General features: G+C 35.1%; 18 protein-coding genes. 14 read left to right on the top strand and 4 right to left on the bottom strand.

What is annotated here, in order from left to right:
- Positions 1-10: 10 nt before the first annotated feature.
- From recO to ACP7AT_RS00060, 7 genes are all read left to right on the top strand, one after another.
- Positions 11-724: a DNA repair protein RecO gene (gene recO / locus ACP7AT_RS00090; RefSeq protein ID WP_426062341.1), complete on the top strand. Its 714-nt coding sequence runs from the start codon at positions 11-13 to the stop codon at positions 722-724.
- A gap of 110 nt (positions 725-834) precedes the next feature.
- Positions 835-1,296 carry a hypothetical protein gene (locus tag ACP7AT_RS00085; protein WP_426062340.1) on the top strand — a complete coding sequence of 154 codons (462 nt, stop codon included), beginning with the start codon at positions 835-837 and terminating at the stop codon, positions 1,294-1,296.
- Complete coding sequence (locus ACP7AT_RS00080; protein ID WP_426062339.1) at positions 1,286-1,489, top strand: helix-turn-helix transcriptional regulator; 204 nt, start codon at positions 1,286-1,288, stop codon at positions 1,487-1,489. The genes ACP7AT_RS00085 and ACP7AT_RS00080 overlap by 11 nt, the downstream gene beginning before the upstream one ends.
- Positions 1,490-1,844: 355 nt before the next feature.
- Entirely contained in the window at positions 1,845-2,882 is a 1,038-nt protein-coding gene (locus ACP7AT_RS00075) for an alpha/beta hydrolase (protein ID WP_426062338.1), read from the top strand.
- Between the two features lie 236 nt (positions 2,883-3,118).
- On the top strand, positions 3,119-6,577 hold the full coding sequence (ileS, locus tag ACP7AT_RS00070; protein WP_426062337.1) for an isoleucine--tRNA ligase: 3,459 nt from the start codon (positions 3,119-3,121) through the stop codon (positions 6,575-6,577).
- Positions 6,578-6,584: 7 nt separating this feature from the next.
- Positions 6,585-6,965 (top strand): TraR/DksA family transcriptional regulator, encoded by a 381-nt coding sequence (locus tag ACP7AT_RS00065; RefSeq protein WP_426062336.1) that lies wholly within the window; start codon positions 6,585-6,587, stop codon positions 6,963-6,965.
- An 85-nt stretch (positions 6,966-7,050) separates the two neighbouring features.
- Positions 7,051-7,650 carry a lipoprotein signal peptidase gene (locus tag ACP7AT_RS00060; protein ID WP_091203469.1) on the top strand — a complete coding sequence of 200 codons (600 nt, stop codon included), beginning with the start codon at positions 7,051-7,053 and terminating at the stop codon, positions 7,648-7,650.
- A 64-nt stretch (positions 7,651-7,714) separates the two neighbouring features.
- On the opposite strand, the gene ACP7AT_RS00055 is transcribed toward ACP7AT_RS00060, so the two are convergent.
- From ACP7AT_RS00055 to ACP7AT_RS00045, 3 genes are read right to left on the bottom strand one after another with little or no spacing between them, the layout of a single operon-like run.
- On the bottom strand, positions 7,715-7,912 hold the full coding sequence (locus ACP7AT_RS00055) for a hypothetical protein (RefSeq protein WP_091203470.1): 198 nt from the start codon (positions 7,910-7,912) through the stop codon (positions 7,715-7,717).
- A gap of 42 nt (positions 7,913-7,954) precedes the next feature.
- Complete coding sequence (locus ACP7AT_RS00050; RefSeq protein WP_426062335.1) at positions 7,955-8,518, bottom strand: 5-formyltetrahydrofolate cyclo-ligase; 564 nt, start codon at positions 8,516-8,518, stop codon at positions 7,955-7,957.
- 10 nt (positions 8,519-8,528) lie between these two features.
- Complete coding sequence (locus ACP7AT_RS00045) at positions 8,529-9,509, bottom strand: succinylglutamate desuccinylase/aspartoacylase family protein (RefSeq protein WP_426062334.1); 981 nt, start codon at positions 9,507-9,509, stop codon at positions 8,529-8,531.
- Positions 9,510-9,639: 130 nt separating this feature from the next.
- Here ACP7AT_RS00045 and uvrC point away from each other — a divergent pair, with 130 nt between their 5' ends.
- The 7 genes from uvrC (at position 9,640) to ACP7AT_RS00010 (ending at position 19,608) form a co-directional block, all read left to right on the top strand.
- Positions 9,640-11,442, top strand: coding sequence for an excinuclease ABC subunit UvrC (uvrC, locus tag ACP7AT_RS00040; RefSeq protein WP_426062333.1), 1,803 nt, complete (start codon positions 9,640-9,642; stop codon positions 11,440-11,442).
- A gap of 36 nt (positions 11,443-11,478) precedes the next feature.
- Positions 11,479-13,677, top strand: coding sequence for a patatin-like phospholipase family protein (locus ACP7AT_RS00035; RefSeq protein ID WP_426062332.1), 2,199 nt, complete (start codon positions 11,479-11,481; stop codon positions 13,675-13,677).
- A 184-nt stretch (positions 13,678-13,861) separates the two neighbouring features.
- On the top strand, positions 13,862-15,019 hold the full coding sequence (locus ACP7AT_RS00030) for a homogentisate 1,2-dioxygenase (RefSeq protein ID WP_426062331.1): 1,158 nt from the start codon (positions 13,862-13,864) through the stop codon (positions 15,017-15,019).
- A gap of 195 nt (positions 15,020-15,214) precedes the next feature.
- On the top strand, positions 15,215-16,375 hold the full coding sequence (hppD, locus tag ACP7AT_RS00025) for a 4-hydroxyphenylpyruvate dioxygenase (protein WP_426062330.1): 1,161 nt from the start codon (positions 15,215-15,217) through the stop codon (positions 16,373-16,375).
- Positions 16,376-16,667: 292 nt separating this feature from the next.
- Entirely contained in the window at positions 16,668-17,438 is a 771-nt protein-coding gene (locus ACP7AT_RS00020; RefSeq protein WP_426062329.1) for a DUF3108 domain-containing protein, read from the top strand.
- Positions 17,438-18,373, top strand: coding sequence for a tryptophan 2,3-dioxygenase family protein (locus ACP7AT_RS00015; protein WP_426062328.1), 936 nt, complete (start codon positions 17,438-17,440; stop codon positions 18,371-18,373). The genes ACP7AT_RS00020 and ACP7AT_RS00015 overlap by 1 nt, the downstream gene beginning before the upstream one ends.
- Before the next feature lie 20 nt (positions 18,374-18,393).
- A complete protein-coding gene (locus ACP7AT_RS00010; RefSeq protein ID WP_426062327.1) occupies positions 18,394-19,608 on the top strand; it encodes a peptidoglycan DD-metalloendopeptidase family protein in 1,215 nt (404 codons plus the stop codon).
- A 33-nt stretch (positions 19,609-19,641) separates the two neighbouring features.
- Here ACP7AT_RS00010 and ACP7AT_RS00005 read toward each other — a convergent pair.
- The coding region (locus ACP7AT_RS00005; protein WP_426062326.1) for an IS30 family transposase at positions 19,642-20,082 on the bottom strand (441 nt) is incomplete at its 5' end.

The raw sequence follows: 20,082 nt of genomic DNA, 5'->3' as shown, positions 1-20,082 counted from the left end.
TACTATAAACTTGTTAGTAAAAACCAAAGCCATCGTCATTTCGTCTTTAAAATTTCAAGAAAAAAGCTTGATTGTGAAATGCTTCACTTTGTCTCATGGGTTAAAATCGTATTTTGTTCGGGATGCTTTTTCTTCTAGAAAATCCAATCAGAAAATTGCATATTTTCAACCCTTGACAATTCTTGAGATTGAGGCGGTTCATAAAAACAAAGGCACTTTAGAAAATTTCAAGGAAATAAAAATTGCCTCGCCTTTTCATTCAATATATTCAGATATTTATAAAAGTACGATTGTAATGTTCATTTCTGAAATGCTGCACCATTCGATTCATGAAGAGGAAGAAAACGAGCCGCTTTTTGCCTTTCTCGAAGCGGCTTTGCATTGGTTGGACAATCACGATGAAATTGCTAATTTTCATTTGATTTTATTATTGGAAACTACAAAATATTTAGGCTTTTATCCTGATACTTCGGACATGGATATGCCTTTTTTCGAAATGAACGAAGGTATTTTTACGCCTTTTAGCGCCATCAGTTCACTTACGGAGCATGAAAGTACTTTATTTAAAAAACTGATTGATTTAAAATTCGATAGCAATCAAAAAATATTTCATGTCATCGAAAGACAAATCGTATTGCGAATACTGATTGATTACTTCAGTTTTCATTTGGACGGATTCAAAAAACCAAAATCTTTAGATGTTTTAAGAGAAGTTTTCTCTTAAAGATTATTTTTTCTATTAAAATATAATTTTGCATTTAAAAGTAAAGTATATTTGTCTTTTAATCAAGTTTGTTGTCCTTTTAGCAAAGCAAGCTTTATCTAATTATCTTTATGCAGCCAAAAGTAAAACAAGAAGGAGATATCGAGAAAATCAATAAATTTATAGGTTACCAGTTACCAAATAAATTTAAAATTGTTGGTTTGGTGTTATTTATTACTTCAATCCTCTCAATTATTGCATTTGAATCTTTTTTTGGGAATTCAAAATATTATGGTTTACTTGATAGAATAGCGCAGACAGGACTGGTTTTAGGTTTACTTATAATTTCAATTTCAAAAGAGAAAATGGAAGATGAGTTAATGATAAAAATCCGTCTGCAATCGTATAATTATGCGGTTATGGGAGCAGTGCTACTTTATTTAATAATGCCTTTTGTTAACTATGCTCTTTATTTTAACAACTCATATACGCCAAAAATGAATGGAAGTAAAGATGTTGCTGTTTTAGCACTTTTGCTAACTATTCAGATTCTAACTTTTAGAAAGCTAAAAAAAGCGTACAATGAAGAATAAACTAAAAGTTGAACGCGCCATTTTAAACTTAACCCAAGAAGAATTAGCGGAGAAAATAGGCGTTTCTCGGCAAACCATAAATTCAATTGAAACCAATCGGTTTGTGCCATCAACACTTCTGGCGCTAAAATTGTCAAAGTTATTTGAAAAATCAGTTAATGATTTCTTCGAGTTAGAAGGCGATGAAAAATAATAGGTAATAACTGTAAGGAAATAAGAAATTCTGCGTATTTAAAATAATCAATAATTTACTGATATTTTTTCTGATTTAGCGTATCATTAAAAATGCTATTAAAGAACTTATAAATTTTAAAATTGTCAAATAATTATTTAGTATATTTGATATAATTATTCATTTTTATATCACAACCTACTGATAATCATAATTTTGATTACTATGCAACTTATTTTTACTATCCTTCAGTAAAGGAGTAATCAAGTTTTAAAACATCAAAAGTCATAATATAATTTAGTACAACAAGAAGCCCTAATTTCGATAGAATTCATTTACGGAATACTGTTCTTTTATTAAATTTAAAACTCACAACATGAAATCAAAACTAAAAAAATTCGGAACATTGTTGTTAGCGATTGCTTTTTCTGGTGAAGTAGTTGCACAAACAAAAGACGCTTCAAAAGATCCTAACATTGATAGCAATGTCAGAGAATTTTTGAAAGTCCTTAATTCTGCACCGGGTAAACCAGCAGAACAATTGCCACCAAAAGAAGGCCGGGCAGCGCTGACCGCCTTGCAGTCGTCAGTAAAAGTTGACATCTCTGGCGTAGTTGTTACAGACAAAACGATTGTAGTGGATGGACAAAACATTGTGCTGAACATAGTCAAACCCGCAAATGCAAAAGGCGAATTACCTGTTTTTATGTTCTTTCACGGAGGAGGCTGGGTGCTTGGAGATTTTCCTACTCATCAACGTATGATTAGAGATTTAGTGGTTGAATCTGGTGCTGCAGCGGTTTTTGTTAATTATACGCCATCTCCAGAAGCTCATTATCCAGTTGCGATCAATCAAGCTTATAATGCTACGAAATGGGTGGCTGAAAATGGAAAAGAAATAGGAGTAGATGGTAAAAGACTTGCAGTTTCGGGAAACAGCGCTGGCGGAAACATGGCGGCGGTTGTCGCGTTAATGGCTAAAGATAAAAAAGGACCGACTATTAAATTACAGGTTTTATTTTGGCCAATTACCGATGCTAATTTTGAAACAGAATCCTATAACTTATTTGCAAAAGATCGATTCCTGACTAAAAATTCAATGATTTGGATGTGGGATAATTATACAAGTGATCTAAAACAACGTAAGGAAATTTATGCCTCACCCTTGCAGGCAACAACTAATCAATTAAAAGGATTGCCACCAGCATTGGTACAAACAGCACAAAATGATATTTTAAGAGATGAAGGAGAAGCGTATGCACGTAAGTTAGACGAAGCAGGAGTAAAAGTTACTGCAACACGGTATAATGGGATGATTCACGACTGGGGATTGTTAAATCCAATTAGCACCGTTCCCGGAACTAAATCAGCCTTATTACAAGCAGCTTCAGAAATAAAAAAAGCATTGAAATAAAGCTTCATTTTGTACGTGTAAATCAATATATTTTTAAAAAAAGCATCCTTGATCTATCAATTTGGATGCTTTTTTATTGTTTTTTCAGAACTGGACAAAACTGACATATAAATTTTTGTTCCATTTGTACTCCATAAAAGGATCCTAACGTCCTCGATAATGCAAAAACTCTTCACTCTTTACTTATAACTCATAACTATTTATTACTTTCGCACTTTGATATAGAAAAGGATAAAATGAGCACAAAATTTACTGAATACAAAGGACTTGACTTACCAACTGTAGCGTCAGAAGTACTTGATTTTTGGAAGAAAGAAAATATATTTGAGAAAAGTGTAACCACTCGTGAAGGGAACCCACCATTTGTGTTTTTTGAAGGTCCGCCTTCGGCAAATGGATTACCTGGAATTCACCACGTAATGGCGCGTGCTATTAAAGATATTTTTTGCAGATATAAGACTCAAAAAGGGTTTCAAGTAAAGCGAAAAGCCGGCTGGGACACCCATGGTTTGCCTGTGGAATTAGGTACCGAAAAAGAATTAGGAATTACCAAAGAAGATATTGGAAAAACCATTTCCATCGAAGAATACAACGAAGCGTGTAAAAAAACCGTAATGCGTTACACGGATGTATGGAATGATCTGACCGAAAAAATGGGTTATTGGGTAGATATGGAAGATCCGTATGTGACCTACAAATCTAAATATATGGAAACGGTTTGGTGGATTTTGAAACAAATTTACAACAAGGATTTGATGTACAAAGGCTACACTATTCAGCCGTATTCTCCAAAAGCAGGAACAGGATTATCATCGCATGAAGTGAACCAACCGGGAAGTTACCGTGATGTTACGGATACGACTGTTGTGGCACAATTTAAAGTAATTGACGCGCATAAAGAATTGTTATTCTCTAAGTTTTACGATTATATCAGTTCTAATAATTTACTGCATTATAAGTTAGAAGCTTTGGATTTACACGAAATCTTTATTCTTGCTTGGACAACAACTCCTTGGACATTGCCGAGTAATACGGCTTTGACTGTAGGTTCAAAAATCGAATACGCTTTAGTAAAAACATTCAATCAATATACGTTTCGTCCGGCTACATTGATTTTAGCCAAGAATTTAGTGGCAAAACAATTCGGAAAAGGCTTTTTTGAAAGTACTGATCCTGCTGATTTTGAAAACTTTAAGGAAGGCGACAAAAAAATTCCATATCAGGTTTTGGCGGAATGTAAAGGAGCTGATTTAGTTGACATTCGTTACGAACAATTAATGCCATTAGTGCTTCCGTATCAGAATGCTGAAAATGCTTTTAGAGTAATTTCAGGGGATTTCGTGACTACCGAAGATGGGACGGGAATCGTGCATACCTCTCCAACTTTTGGTGCTGATGATGCAAAAGTGGCTAAAGAAGCTACGCCAGAAATCCCTCCAATGTTAGTTCTGGACGAAAATGGAACTCCGGTTCCGTTAGTAGATTTACAAGGAAAATTCACTTCACATGTGGGCGAATATGCCGGTAAATATGTGAAAAACGAATATTATAACGAAGGTGAAGCGCCAGAACGTTCCGTAGATGTTGAAATCGCGATTCGATTGAAAGAAGAAAACAGAGCGTTCAAAGTAGAAAAATATGTCCATAGTTACCCACATTGTTGGAGAACAGACAAGCCTATTTTGTATTATCCTTTAGATTCTTGGTTTATAAAAATCTCTGAAGTTAAAGACAGAATGTTTGACTTGAACGAAACTGTCAACTGGAAGCCAAAAGCGACAGGAGAAGGACGTTTTGGAAATTGGTTGAAAAATGCCAACGATTGGAATTTATCGCGTTCAAGATTCTGGGGAATTCCATTGCCAATTTGGAGAACCGAAGACAAACAAGAGGAAATCTTAATTGGTTCTGTTGAAGAGTTATACAACGAAATTGAAAAATCTATCGCTGCAGGTTTCCAAAAAGAAAATCCTTTTAAAGGTTTTCAAATTGGAAATATGACGGAAGAAAATTATGATTTAGTTGATTTGCATAAAAATGTAGTTGATGAAATTACATTAGTTTCTGCTTCTGGAAAAGCAATGACGCGTGAAGCTGATTTAATTGATGTTTGGTTTGATTCTGGAGCTATGCCTTATGCGCAATGGCATTATCCTTTTGAAAATAAAGATAAAATTGACGAAAATAAAGATTTTCCTGCTGATTTTATCGCCGAAGGAGTGGATCAGACTCGTGGTTGGTTTTATACTTTGCACGCCATAGCAACATTAGTTTTTGATAAAGTAGCCTACAAAAATGTAGTTTCAAATGGATTGGTTTTAGACAAAAACGGACAAAAAATGTCCAAGCGTTTAGGGAATGCCGCTGATCCTTTCGAAACATTAAAAGAATACGGTCCGGATGCGACGCGTTGGTACATGATATCGAATGCAAATCCTTGGGACAACCTGAAATTTGACTTAGAAGGAATCGCTGAGGTTCGTCGTAAATTTTTTGGAACTTTATACAACACCTATTCATTCTTTAGTTTGTATGCCAATATTGATGGTTTCAAATTTGAAGAAGCAGAAATTCCGGTAAACGAAAGACCGGAAATTGACCAATGGATCATATCAGAATTGAATACTTTGATCAAAGAAGTGGACGATTTTTATGCGGATTATGAACCAACGAAAGCAGCTCGTGCAATCTCAGAATTTGTACAGGAAAACTTGAGTAACTGGTACGTTCGTTTATGCAGAAGACGCTTCTGGAAAGGGGAATATGCGCAAGACAAAATCGCTGCATATCAAACTTTATATACGTGTTTGTTAACCATAAGTAAATTGGGCGCGCCAATCGCTCCATTCTTTATGGACAAACTTTACAGAGATTTAACTTTAGCAACACAGTCAGAAAAGTACGACAGTGTACATTTGGCGGAGTTTCCAATTTCGGTTGAAAACTATGTTAATAAAATGTTAGAGAGCAAAATGCAGAAGGCGCAGACTATTTCATCATTGGTTTTATCACTCCGAAAAAAGGAAATGATAAAGGTACGCCAGCCGTTGCAAAAGGTAATGATCCCAGTACTTGACGACAATCAAAGAGCTGAAATAGAGGCCGTTTCTGACCTCATAAAAGCAGAGGTAAATGTGAAAGAAATCGTACTTTTAGATGATGCTTCCGGAGTTTTGGTGAAACAAATTAAGCCTAATTTTAAGACGCTCGGACCTCGTTTTGGAAAAGATATGGGCTTGATTTCTAAGGAAATACAAGGATTTTCAAAAGATCAAATTTCTCAATTAGACAAGGAAGGAAGTTTGAGTATTACTATTGCAGGAAAAAACGTAATTTTAACTTTAGAAGAGGTAGAAATAACATCACAAGATATTGAGGGTTGGTTGGTGGCCAATTCAAACGGAATAACGGTTGCGCTGGATATTACAATTTCACCAGCATTAAAACAAGAAGGAATTGCCAGAGAATTAGTAAACAGAATCCAGAATATCCGTAAAGATTCGGGATTTGAAGTTACTGATAAAATCAAAGTTCAATTGAAACGAAATGGAATTTTAGAAGAGGCGATTTTAAAAAATGAAGCGTATATAAAATCAGAAACATTAACAAGCGATTTGGTTTTTGTAGATGAAATAGAAAACGGTACAGAAATCGAATTTGACAATATAAAAACAATGCTATTAATTTCAAAATAATATAAAGATGGTAGAAGAAGCAACAAGATACTCAGACGCGGATTTGGCTGAGTTCAAACAGATAATCTTGAACAAAATTCAAAAAGCACAATCAGATTTAGATTTAATAAAAAGTGCTTACATGAATGATTTGAATAACGGTACTGACGATACGTCTCCAACATTCAAAGCATTCGAAGAAGGAAGTGAAAGCATGTCTAAAGAAGCAAATTCTCAACTGGCTATTCGTCAGGAAAAGTTTATTCGTGATTTGAAAAACGCACTCTTCCGTGTAGAAAATAAAACATACGGACTGTGTAAAGTTACGGGCAAATTAATAGGGAAAGAAAGATTAAAAATCGTTCCTCACGCAACAATGAGTATCGAAGCAAAGAACTTGCAACGATAAACCTGTTGTTAAACAAGATTTAACGCTCCATTGGGAGCGTTTTTTTTGATTAAATTGTTATTTTTGCGCCATTAAAATATATAAAATGTCATTACGAAAAGCGTATCTCCTTATTTTTATTTTATTACTTGTCGATCAAGTTTCCAAAATATATATTAAAACTAATTTTATTTTAGGTGAAGAAGTTGAAGTATTCAAATGGTTCAAAATTCTTTTTATCGAAAATGAAGGAATGGCTTGGGGTACTGAAATTCCGGGTACGTACGGAAAATTATTCCTGACACTTTTTAGGTTGGTTGCTGTTGCTGGAATTGGGTATTGGCTGTGGGATTCTGTAGAAAGAAAACACAGTTCTAATTATTTAATTGTAGCCATTTCATTGATTTTAGCAGGTGCCTTCGGGAACATTATCGATTCTGTTTTTTACGGCGTTATTTTTGACGACAGTCAACAACAATTAGCCACTTTGTTTTCAGATCAACCTTATGGAACTTGGTTTCACGGAAAAGTAGTAGATATGTTTTACTTTCCTTTTTGGCATGGAAATTTACCAAGTTGGTTGCCAATTTGGGGCGGAAAAGAATTTACTTTTTTCAATGCAATTTTCAACATTGCAGATATGGCGATTTCTACTGGAGTTGGAATCTTGATTTTTTTCAATAAAAAAGCATTTCATCACGATTAGATTCAACGTTTTTTACCATATACAAAAAGACCTGTTCATGATTTGAACAGGTCTTTTTACTTTATTAGTTTTTGTTGTGTCCGGGTGCGTAACGTTTAGCGCTTTTCCCGCCGTATATTTTTTTAGCTTGACCTGGAGGAAGTCTTTTAGCTTTATAGGTTGATCTGCTGGTTCCGGTTTGAATGCTGCAGTTTGAAAATGAAACTGCGAATAAAATAACCATAACGCTTACGGCAAATCTTGAATTTTTGAATGTTCTCATAACTTAATTGAATTATATATGATGCGAAAGTACGGATTAAAATTAAAACGAGTGAATTGAATTTGGCGTCACACAATAATCCAGTTTTACATCACCTTCAAAAACATCAGTAATCAATTCTTCGGGTTCGAATAAAGAAAGTCCAATTTTAATTACATCCGGTTTACATTCTGATAAAAAGGCATCATAAAATCCCTTTCCATAACCCACACGATTTCCTTTTTCGTCGAAAGCCAAAAGCGGAACAAAAACCACATCGATTTTAGTCGAAGGAATTTCAATGCCATCAACAGGTTCTGGAATGTTGTAGTCGTTTTTCTTGATTTTAGTATTGTCAGTCAATAGGAAATGCGTCATCTTTAGGGTGGCAAAATCAGCTTTGGAGATAATAATTTCCTTGTCTTTTCCAGATAATATGTGAAGAATAAATTCGGTATTTATCTCTTTTTGTTCTGTAATAGGTAGAAAAATATGAAAGTAGGTTTGCTCCCAAAGAGGAAGTGTCAGTATTTTATTGGCTATAGTCAAACTCTTTTCCTCGATTTCATTCTCTGAAAGGGAATTCCGTAAGGCTTTGTATTTTTTTCGTAACGCAGTTTTGTCCATTATAGTAATTTTATTCGCCTTCTTCTCCAAAAGCATTTGACAAATGATAAATGGCATCGCCTTCATACACAATTGGGGAATGATTGGCATTTATAATGTAACCATCGTTTGGCGCTTTTACTTTTCGCTCAAACTTTCCGAACGGATCAGTTATGGTCGCAAGAATAGTTCCTTTTTTTACAAATTTCCCTACAGTGTCGTAATCATGTAATAATCCGGAGCATTTGGCTCGTATCCAGCCTGATTTTTCAATATAGATGGTGTTGAATTTCTGATGGACTACAGTATGTTTTGGGTCTAGCATATCAAGGTGCGAAAGCAGACGTTTCGCTCCATTTATGCCTTCGTCGGCGATACCGTTATTAATATCTAATGACTTTCCGCCTTCAAAAAGTAACATTTTGACATCCATTCTTTCGCTGGAACTCCTAAAGGATCCCATTATGTTTCTGGAATATAGGGTGAAAGGCGCATTAAAGACATCGGCCAGAATTTTTAATTCCGGATTGTTATGCGTTATTCTAATTTGTGGTGCGTTGAAACGGCTGGCTCCACCGGCATGAAAATCGACGGCATATTCAACTAAAGGCATGATCTCAGCTAAAATATGAAATGCAAATCGGCTGGCTAAAGAACCTGTTTTGCTTCCCGGAAACACGCGGTTTAAATCCCGACCGTCTGGAAATTCTCTCGATTTATTTACAAATCCATATACGTTTATGATTGGTATACAAATGATTGTACCTTTTTTTGGCTTGTTAATTTTTTTGTGAATAAGCTGCCTCACGATTTCGACGCCATTGATTTCGTCGCCATGAATTCCTGCCGAGAAAAGCACTATGGGACCGTCAAACTTGGAGCGTCGAACTATAATAGGGATGTTCAGTTTTGTAGTGGTGTGCAGTCTGGCAATTTCGACATTGATGGTTTTGTTTTCGCCCGGAATAATGCTTTCGCCAAAAAGAACGATAGGTGTGGTATTGATTTTCATCATAAGTTCTTCAAACGATAAAAATAAGGATTATAACGAATTAGAAACTAAAATTCTGATAAAAATTTTGCCAGAACGATTTCAAGAGTATTGATTTGTATTTCGGGATTTTTGAGATTAACTTTGTTACATGAATCCAACAACTTTAGCCTTACAAATTCAAACCTTACCTGATAATCCTGGCGTATATCAATATTACGATAAAGAAGGAAAGATTCTATATGTGGGCAAGGCCAAAAATTTAAAAAAAAGAGTTGCGTCCTATTTCAATAAAATTCATGATACGGCTAAAACTAATGTGCTAGTAAAGAAAATTGTCACGATAAAACACATTGTAGTTCCTACGGAAACCGATGCCCTTTTATTGGAAAATAATCTGATAAAAACCTTGCAGCCGCGTTACAATGTGTTACTGCGGGATGATAAAAGTTATCCGTGGTTGTGCATCAAGAAAGAACCTTTTTCGCGCATTTTTGCAACTCGAAGAATGGTAAAAGATGGGTCGGAATATTTTGGTCCGTATACCAGTTTCAAAACCGTAAGTACTATTTTAGAATTGATTAAAGAGTTGTATCCGCTTAGAACTTGCAATTATGATTTGAGTAAAAGCAATATCGAAAGCGGGAAATTCAAGGTGTGCCTCGAATATCATATTGGTAATTGTATGGGGCCTTGCGAAGGATTAGAAACTTTAGAAAATTATCAAAAGCAGGTGGATGCTATTCGCGAAATCCTGAAAGGAAATTTCAAAGAAAGCATGAAGGATTTCAAGCGGGTCATGACGAATCTAGCTGCGGATATGCATTTTGAAGAAGCTCAAAAAATAAAAGAGAAAATCGAAGTTCTGGAGAATTACCAATCTCGGTCCACGATTATAAATCCAAAAATCACTAATATCGATGTGTTTTCAATAGTTTCGGATGAAAGCGCGGCTTATGTGAATTTCCTTCAAATTTCACATGGTTCAATTATTCGTTCGCATACGATGGAAATTAAAAAGAAATTGGATGAACCCGATGAAGAATTATTAGAATTGGCGATTGTCGAGCTACGGGAGCGTTTTCATTTATTATCCAGAGAAGTCATCGTTCCGTTTCACGTTGATTTAGGTGAAAATATAAAGATCACCGTTCCACAATTGGGAGACAAAAAGCAAATTCTGGATTTATCCATTCGAAATGCTAAGTTTTACCGCATTGAACAACTCAAGCAACTGCAAATTGTAGATCCGGATCGCCATACTAAAAGGATTATGGCGCAAATGCAAAAAGATTTGCGATTGCCGGTAGAGCCAAGACACATTGAATGTTTTGATAACTCAAATATTCAAGGAACGAATCCCGTGTCGGCTTGTGTGGTTTTTAAAGATGGAAAACCAAGTAAGAAGGATTACCGTCATTTTAATATAAAAACGGTTGAAGGACCTGATGATTTTGCCTCTATGACCGAAGTAGTGTACAGAAGATACAAACGATTGCTGGATGAAAACCAACCGTTACCGAATTTAATAATTATTGACGGTGGAAAAGGACAATTGTCTTCGGCATTGAAAAGTATTGATGAGCTGGGATTACGCGGAAAAATAGCCATTATTGGTATTGCCAAAAGACTGGAAGAGTTGTTTTACCCGGGAGATTCTATTCCGTTATATTTAGATAAAAAATCAGAAACACTCAAAATAATCCAGCAATTGCGAAACGAAGCGCACCGTTTTGGGATTACGCACCACCGGGACAAAAGGAGTAAAGCAGCGCTGAATTCTTCAATAGAATCCATTCCCGGCATTGGAGAAAAAACCATGTTGACTTTGATTCAGCATTTTAAAAGTGTTAAAAGATTGAAATTGGCGACAGAAAAAGAAATTTCGGACGTTATAGGTATATCGAAAGCCAAAAAAATTACCGAATTTTACAAGGCAACAAAGGAAAATTAATATTCGCCCATTCTATCACGGAACAAATGGCTGTTTATGAAGAAAATCGCACTATTATTCATTGTTTTTGCCAGTTTGGCTGTGTTTTCGCAAGAGCAAAAACGACCTAAAATAGGTTTGGTTTTGAGTGGTGGTGGTGCAAAAGGATTTGCTCATATTGGAGTTTTGAAAGTATTGGAAGAAGCCGGAGTCAAGATTGATTACATTGGCGGAACCAGTATGGGAGCTGTTATTGGGGGACTTTATGCTTCGGGATACAATGCTAATCAGATTGATTCTATTTTTCAGGCGACAAATTTCAATGAACTAATCAACGATTTTATTCCCAGATCTTCTAAAAATTTTTACGAGAGAAGAAATGATGAATTGTATGCGTTGGTTTTGCCGTTTAATAAAATGAAAATTGGAATTCCGGAAGCCTTGTCTAAAGGAATGTATAATTATAATTTATTGAGCACAATTACGAGAAACGTAAGACACATCAGGGATTTCAATCAGCTTCCGATTCCTTTTTTATGTATTGGTACTAATATTGAAACCGGTGAAGAAGTCCTGTTAAACAAAGGAAATTTGGCGCAGGCCATGATTGCAAGCTCCGCGTTTCCCTCTTTATTTTCCCCTGTTGAAATTGATGGAAAAATTCTGGTAGATGGTGGAGTTGTTAATAATTATCCCATTGAAGAGGTACGAAAATTAGGTGCTGATATCATTATTGGGGTCGATGTTCAAAATGATTTATACGACCGAACACAACTCAGAGATGCCACTAAAATTTTGGTGCAAATCACGAATCTTCAGTCTATCGAGCGAATGAGGAAAAATGTAACCAACACGGATATCTACATTAAACCGGATGTTACGCAATATGGAGTGATTTCATTTGACAAAGGAAACGAAATTATAAGAAAAGGGGAAGAAGCTACCTTTGCGGTTTACGAACAAATAAAAAACATTGTCGATGAGTCCAACCCTTACCGGAAACCAAAGTTAGAATTACGTTCCGACAGCATACAAATTAGAGCAATAAACAGCAATGAATTAGATAATTACACGAAAGAGTATGTCATTGGGAAATTACGATTTAAGCCGGGGACAAAAACGTGTTACAATGATTTATTAAAGGGAATTAATAATATTAATGCCACAAAAAATTTCAGTGCCATATCGTATTCCTTGGAAGCAAACAAGGAAGATGTTGACCTAAATATTAGTTTGAGAGAAAATCCGACAAAAACTTATTTGAAATTCGGGTTGCATTATGATAATTTATTCAAAAGTGGGGTGTTAGTAAATTTGACTCGTAAAAAAACACTTTTTAAAAATGATATTGCGTCATTGGATATTATTTTAGGCGATAATTTCAGGTACAATTTAGATTATTACATTGAAAATGGATTTAATTTAAGTTTTGGTTTCAAATCCCATTACAACCAATTCAATAGAAATGTGGCTAAGGAAATCAGTAGTACAACATTCAACAATCCGGATATAAATTCCGTTAATATTGATTTTACTGATTTTACAAATCAAGCTTATTTTCAATCGTTATTTGTTCAAAAATTTTTAATTGGTGGCGGAGTAGAATTGAAATTTTTAAAAATAAAATCTGAAACACTCGCCAATGTAGATCCAATAATTGACAACAGTAATTATTTAAGTCTTTTTGGGTACATGAAATACGATTCTTTTGATAATAAATATTTCCCCAAAAAAGGATGGTATTTCACAGGTGATATTCAATCGTATTTGCTTTCTTCGAATTATACGGGCGATTTTAAACCATACTCAATCGCCAAGGGTGATTTTGGGGTGGCAGCAACTTTATTTAAAAACGCGACAATAAAATTACAAACGGATGCTGGATTTTCTTTTGGTCAGCAAAGCGTTGCTTTTTTTAATTTTATTTTGGGGGGTTATGGTTATAATCCGCTTAATAATTTCAAATATTTATACGGTTACGATTATTTGAGCTTGGCTGCCAATAGTTACATAAAATCAACGGGAACGGTAGATTATGAGTTCTACAAAAAGAACCACATCAATTTTTCGGCAAATTTTGCTAATATTGGTGATCGGATTTTTGAAACGGTGGATTGGATTTCAATTCCAAAATATTCTGGTTATGCCGTCGGATATGGTTTGGAAACAGTCATTGGACCCATAGAAATAAAATATTCTTGGTCCCCGGAACAGCCCAAGGGATTTACATGGTTCAGTATTGGGTTTTTGTTTTAATTATAATTTATTTCAATAATAATTCCGATATTTGTTATAATGAAAACAAAATGGCTAGGTTTATTAGAGTATCTTCAATTTCTTATTAAGAGAAATCCTGAGTAACTGCTCTTTTTTTGATTTATCATAGCACATTATAAAGTACTCTCAACTTTAATTTGTTACACTTTTAAACAAAAAAATCATGCCTTTATACCACAAATTAGGGATTTTTCCTCAAAAAAGACACACACAATTCGAAAAACCAAATGGTGGTTTGTATTACGAACAACTCTTTGGCACAGAAGGATTTCACGGTAATTCGTCCTTATTGTATCATGTTCACAGGCCTACGCAAGTCAAGGAAATTCTCAATTCGTATTCGGTTGAGCCGAAAATTGCCATTGGAAAAAACATCAAATCATTACTGTTAAAAGGTTTTGAGTTAATGCCGGAGGACGATTTTCTGGACAGCCGCAAAGCCATGTTAATCAATAAAGATTGTATTATAGGACTAGCCGCACCAAAACAATCATTACGAAGTTATTTCTATAAAAACGCCGATGCTGATGAAATGATTTTCATTCATAAAGGGAAAGGAAAATTACGCACCATGATGGGAAATATTCCTTTCGAATATGGAGATTACTTAATTATTCCTCGTGGAATGATTTACCAAATTGATTTTGAAACTTCGGAAAACAGACTGTTTTACGTCGAATCATTTGCGCCTTTTTACACGCCAAAACGCTATAAAAATGAGTCAGGTCAACATTTAGAACATTCTCCATTTTGCGAACGCGACTTTATTTTGCCAAATGAGTTAGAAACACACGATGAAAAAGGTGATTTTCTAATCAAAATCAAGAAAGAAGGAATGATGCATGAAGTCGTTTATGCCACGCATCCCTTTGATGTAGTAGGTTGGGACGGTTATAATTTTCCATACGGATTCAGTATTCACAATTTCGAACCCATTACAGGTCGGGTACACCAGCCACCACCAGTTCATCAGACTTTCGAAACTTCGACTTTTGTTGTTTGTTCGTTCGTTCCACGATTGTACGATTACCATCCAAAAGCCATTCCTGCACCTTACAATCACAGTAATATAGATAGTGATGAGGTTTTATATTACGTAGATGGCGATTTCATGAGTCGCAATAATATAGAGCAAGGTCACATTACACTACATCCAAAAGGGATTCCTCACGGACCGGCGCCAGGTGCTATGGAACGCAGCATTGGTCATACAGAAACGCACGAATTAGCGGTTATGGTTGATACCTTTCGCCCGTTAATGGTCACCGAAGAAGCAATGGGATTGGACGACGGTCAATATTACAAATCTTGGGTAGAGTAATTAGGAGCTATTTCCTGCTGTACGCTTTATCTTTTCCTGGCTAAAGAAGCCAGAAAAAGGATGCCGCTTTTATCAGGGCTAGGGCTTTAGAGTAAACAACAACATAATTTTAAATTAATAAATCCGTGTCCATCTGTTTTATCCGCGTCATCCGCGTTCCAAAACTAGAAATACCGAATCAAAAAATAAATCACAATGAGCAAAGAACTTAAATCAGTAGAATACGGACTAGAAAAAATATTCGAAGGAGCGCAAGATTTCCTTCCGTTATTAGGAACCGATTATGTAGAATTCTACGTAGGAAACGCAAAACAATCCGCACATTATTATAAAACTGCTTTCGGTTACCAGTCATTGGCTTATGCAGGATTAGAAACCGGAGTACGAGACAGAACATCGTATGTGCTGAAACAAGATAAGATCCGCATTGTATTAACTACTCCATTAACACAAGATTCTCCAATACACGAACATTTGAGAAAACATGGTGACGGAGTGAAAGTAGCTGCACTTTGGGTCGAAGATGCCACAAGCGCTTATGAGGAAACAATGAAACGTGGTGCGCGTTCTTTTATGGAACCAACAGTCGAGAAAGACGAATTTGGAGAAGTAGTACGTTCAGGAATTTACACGTACGGGGAAACGGTTCATATTTTTGTGGAACGAAAAAATTATAATGGTGTTTTCCTGCCTGGATATAAGGAATGGAAATCCGATTACAATCCAGAGCCAACCGGATTAAAATATATAGATCACATGGTTGGAAATGTGGGTTGGAACGAAATGAATACTTGGGTTAAGTTCTATGAAGACGTAATGGGATTTGTGAATTTTCTTTCTTTTGATGACAAACAAATCAATACTGAATATTCCGCGTTGATGAGTAAAGTAATGTCAAACGGAAACGGAAGAATCAAATTTCCAATCAACGAACCTGCTGAAGGGAAGAAAAAATCGCAAATCGAAGAATATTTAGATTTTTACGGTGGACCTGGAATTCAACATATCGCTATTGCAACGGATGATATTATCAAAACGGTATCTCAATTGAAAGCGAGAGGAATCGAATTCTTATCCGCTCCACCGCATGCCTATTATGAGGCCATTCCGGAGCGATTGGGTGATCACATGAAAATGATGAAAGAAGATTTGAATGAAATCGAGAAATTAGCTATTATGGTCGATGCCGATGAAGACGGATATTTATTACAAATTTTCACAAAACCGGTACAAGACAGACCAACCTTGTTTTTTGAGATCATTCAAAGAATGGGTGCCAAAGGTTTTGGTGCGGGTAACTTTAAAGCGCTATTCGAATCAATTGAGCGAGAACAACAATTGCGAGGAACGTTGTAAAAACCTATTATTTTTACATATAGTGAAAAAAAAACCGATGAACAGCATGTTTTTTTGTAAATGTTATGTTAAACTTTATTTTTAACAAATATAACTGAATTTGTTAACTACCTTTGCACTCGCAAAAAGGGAAGGGGTGGTTTCCTTCCTAATTTCATATAAATTTCATAGTTTATAGTTTTTTGGTTAGTTAATAGCATAAAAACTCAGTCATTTTTTGACTGAGTTTTTTTGTTTTGATATATTTGGAACAAAATTTGATCATGCTGTCAATAAATTGACAAATTAAGTAATGAAAAAACTAATCTTATTCTTTGTATTAATTATAACAGTAAGCTTTGATTCTCCTCAGGAAGATGCTTACGACGTGGGGGAATTTTTCAAATTCAGGATACATTATGGAATAGTGAATGCTGGATATGCAACATTAGAAGTAAAAGATGCAACGATAAATAATAAAAAAACTTTTCATATTGTTGGGAAAGGATATACCACGGGAATGTCCCGGTTTTTCTTTAAAGTAGATGATTTATACGAAAGCTACATTGACAAGGAAACGAAAAATCCCTATCGCTTTGTTCGAAAAATTGATGAAGGAGGCTACACTAAAAATCAAGAAGGTTTTTTCAATCAGTCCGTCAATAAAGTTGTTGTAAAAGATTACAAACACAAAACCGAAAAAACGCTTTACATTCCAAAAAACACACAAGATATATTATCAACATTTTATTACTTAAGGAATCATCCTAATATTGATAAGTTAAAAATTGGGGAATCAGTGACAATTGACATGTTTTTTGATGATGAAACTACTAAATTCAAGCTAAAGTTTGTGGGAAGGGAAAATATTACCACTAAATTTGGCGTCGTTCCATCAATGATTTTTCGACCCTTGGTACAATCAGGCCGTGTTTTTAAAGAGCAAGAAAGTCTTACGGTTTGGATCTCGGATGATGACAATAAAGTGCCATTAAGAATAAAAGCCAGTTTGGCAGTAGGTTCAATTAAAGCAGATATAGATGCGTATAAAGGTTTAAAAAAACCTTTTAAAACAAAACAATAATGAGCAATAACGACAATTCAGAAGCTATTTTAAAAGAAATTGAGCATAAATATGAAGCAATAAATCAAAAAACGGAGACGCAGCTCGAAGGGTTATTGTGGTCAAAACCAATTACATATTGGGATTATATCCAAACAGATGCTTTATTGAATCTTCAAATTCAAAGAACGACGCTACCTGACGAAATGGTTTTTATAATGTATCATCAGGTTAATGAATTGATATTTAAAATGATACTGTGGGAAATGAAGCAAATTTCCTATTGTGAGGCTATTAATACGGTTTTCTTTACCGAAAGATTAATGCGAATCAGTCGTTATTTTGATATGTTAACCACCTCTTTCAGCATTATGGGAGACGGAATGGAAGTGGAGCAGTACATGAAATTTAGAAATACACTGACACCTGCGAGTGGTTTTCAGAGTGCGCAATATCGCCTAATAGAATTTTCTTCGACTGACCTAATAAATTTGATTGACCACCGTTATAGAGATACAATTGACAGACATACCTCTTATGAGTTTGCACTGGAACATTTGTATTGGCAAGCCGCCGGTAAAGATTATCACACTGGGAAAAAATCATTTTTATTGGAGGAATTTGAAAAAAAATATAAAAAGGAATTCCTGGCTCACATGGAGGAATACAACACCGTAAACATTTGGCAAAAATTTAAACAATTGCCGGAATTGGATCAAAAAAATCCCGAATTAGTTCAAGCGATGCGTCATTATGATCACACGGTGAATATTACTTGGGTAATGCAACATTTAAATACAGCAAAAAAATACATTGATCAAAGTGGAAAAGGAGATGGAGAAGCTACTGGTGGAAGTGATTGGAAAAAATACATGCATCCAAAATACCAGAGAAGAATTTTCTTTCCGGAATTATGGAGTAGCCATGAATTAGAAAATTGGGGAGTAGAAATGTAGGTTGAATTAAAAAACAAGGTTTGAAACAAATATTTATAGTTATAATAGCAATATTTTCTTTAGTATCATGTAATAAAACGGAGGAAATAAAGGAGGAAAAAGTAGTAAAACTTATTCCTAAAAAAAGTGAGTTTGGGTTCGTATATGCTGATTTTAATGTCGTTCACGACACTATAAAAAAAGGAGATACTTTTGGGACCTTGTTAGAAGAGCAAAATATTGGAGAGCGAGAAGTATATGATATTATCGCTAAAGTCAGGGATAGCTTTGATGTGCGAAGCATTAGGATAAATAAACCCTTTACAGTCCTTCGGTCAAAAAACAAAAAGCATGAATTACAGGTTTTTATCTACCAACCTGATAATTTAAGTTATTATGTAGTTGACTTTCGCGATACAGCGGTCGCTGTTTACAAAAAAACAAAACCAATTACCATAAAGCGACGCACTATTGGTGGCGTTTTGAAAGAATCATTATCAGAAACTTTAGGCAATGCCAAGATCGAAGGGGCGTTAGCTAGTAAAATAACCAAAATATACGCTTATTCCATTGATTTTATGAAGCTAAAAAAAGGCGATCGTTTTGCGATAACTTTTACTGAACGGTTTATTAATGATACTATTTATGATGGAGTGGAAGAACTCGAAGCTTCGTTTTTTGAATACAAAGGAAAAATTATTTATGCATTTCCTTTTGCTCAGAATTTGAATAAAATAGATTATTATGATGAACAAGGGAAAACACTGAAAAATTTCTTTCTTAAATCTCCAATAAAATTCAGCAGAATATCCTCTCGATTTTCCACAAGTCGTTTTCATCCGGTACAACACCGCTGGAAGGCACACAAAGGAACGGATTATGCGGCACCACGCGGAACTCCTATCACAGTTACGGCAGGAGGTGTTGTAGAGCAAAGTGGTTTTACGGCCGGAAACGGGAATTTTGTAAAAGTAAAACACAACGGAACCTATTCTACACAATACCTGCACATGTCAAAAATATTAGTCAGACGCGGACAGCGTGTCAATCAAGGACAGGTTATTGGTTTGGTAGGAAGTACTGGTTTGGCAACAGGTCCACATGTGTGTTATCGATTTTGGAAAAATGGTAAGCAAGTTGATGCGCTAAGGCTTAAACTGCCTAGTGGCGGACCCATGAGCGGAAATAACAAAAGTCGTTTTCTTGAACAAATAACGCCTTTAAAATTTCAGTTAGACAGTATTGCTAATTTATAATTTAACAATGCATACCTCTTTAAAAAGCAGGATTCAAGTTATAAATGCAACTTTTTGATTAAACATATAATTAGGTGTTTCAAAATTAAATCTTTTTCTTGGTCTATTGTTTAATTTCTCTTGTATTTCTATAATTCTCTCTGGAGTTATTTCATCAAATGATGATGATTTGGGTATGTATTGTCTGATTAATCCATTTAGATTTTCATTTGCACCACGTTCCCATGGGCTGTAAGGGTTGGCAAAGAAAAAATCTATTTCAAGTGCCGAACTGATCTCTTGATGTTGCGCAAACTCTTTCCCATTATCAGAAGTTATTGTATTTATAAAGTGTTTCCAGTGCTGTAGTAATTCAATTGTTGCTTGTTTTACCAATTCACTTTCTTTACTTTCTATCTTCTTCATTCTCAATATTCCAGTTGCTCTATCGTTTATTGTTACGATTGCTCCTTTATGATTTTTTCCAATTATGGT

It is taken from the genome of Flavobacterium sp. DSP2-3-1 (genome assembly GCF_049896865.1).
Lineage (GTDB): Bacteria > Bacteroidota > Bacteroidia > Flavobacteriales > Flavobacteriaceae > Flavobacterium.
Note: the sequence above shows the minus strand (reverse complement) of the source record. Positions and strands in the feature narration are given on the sequence as shown.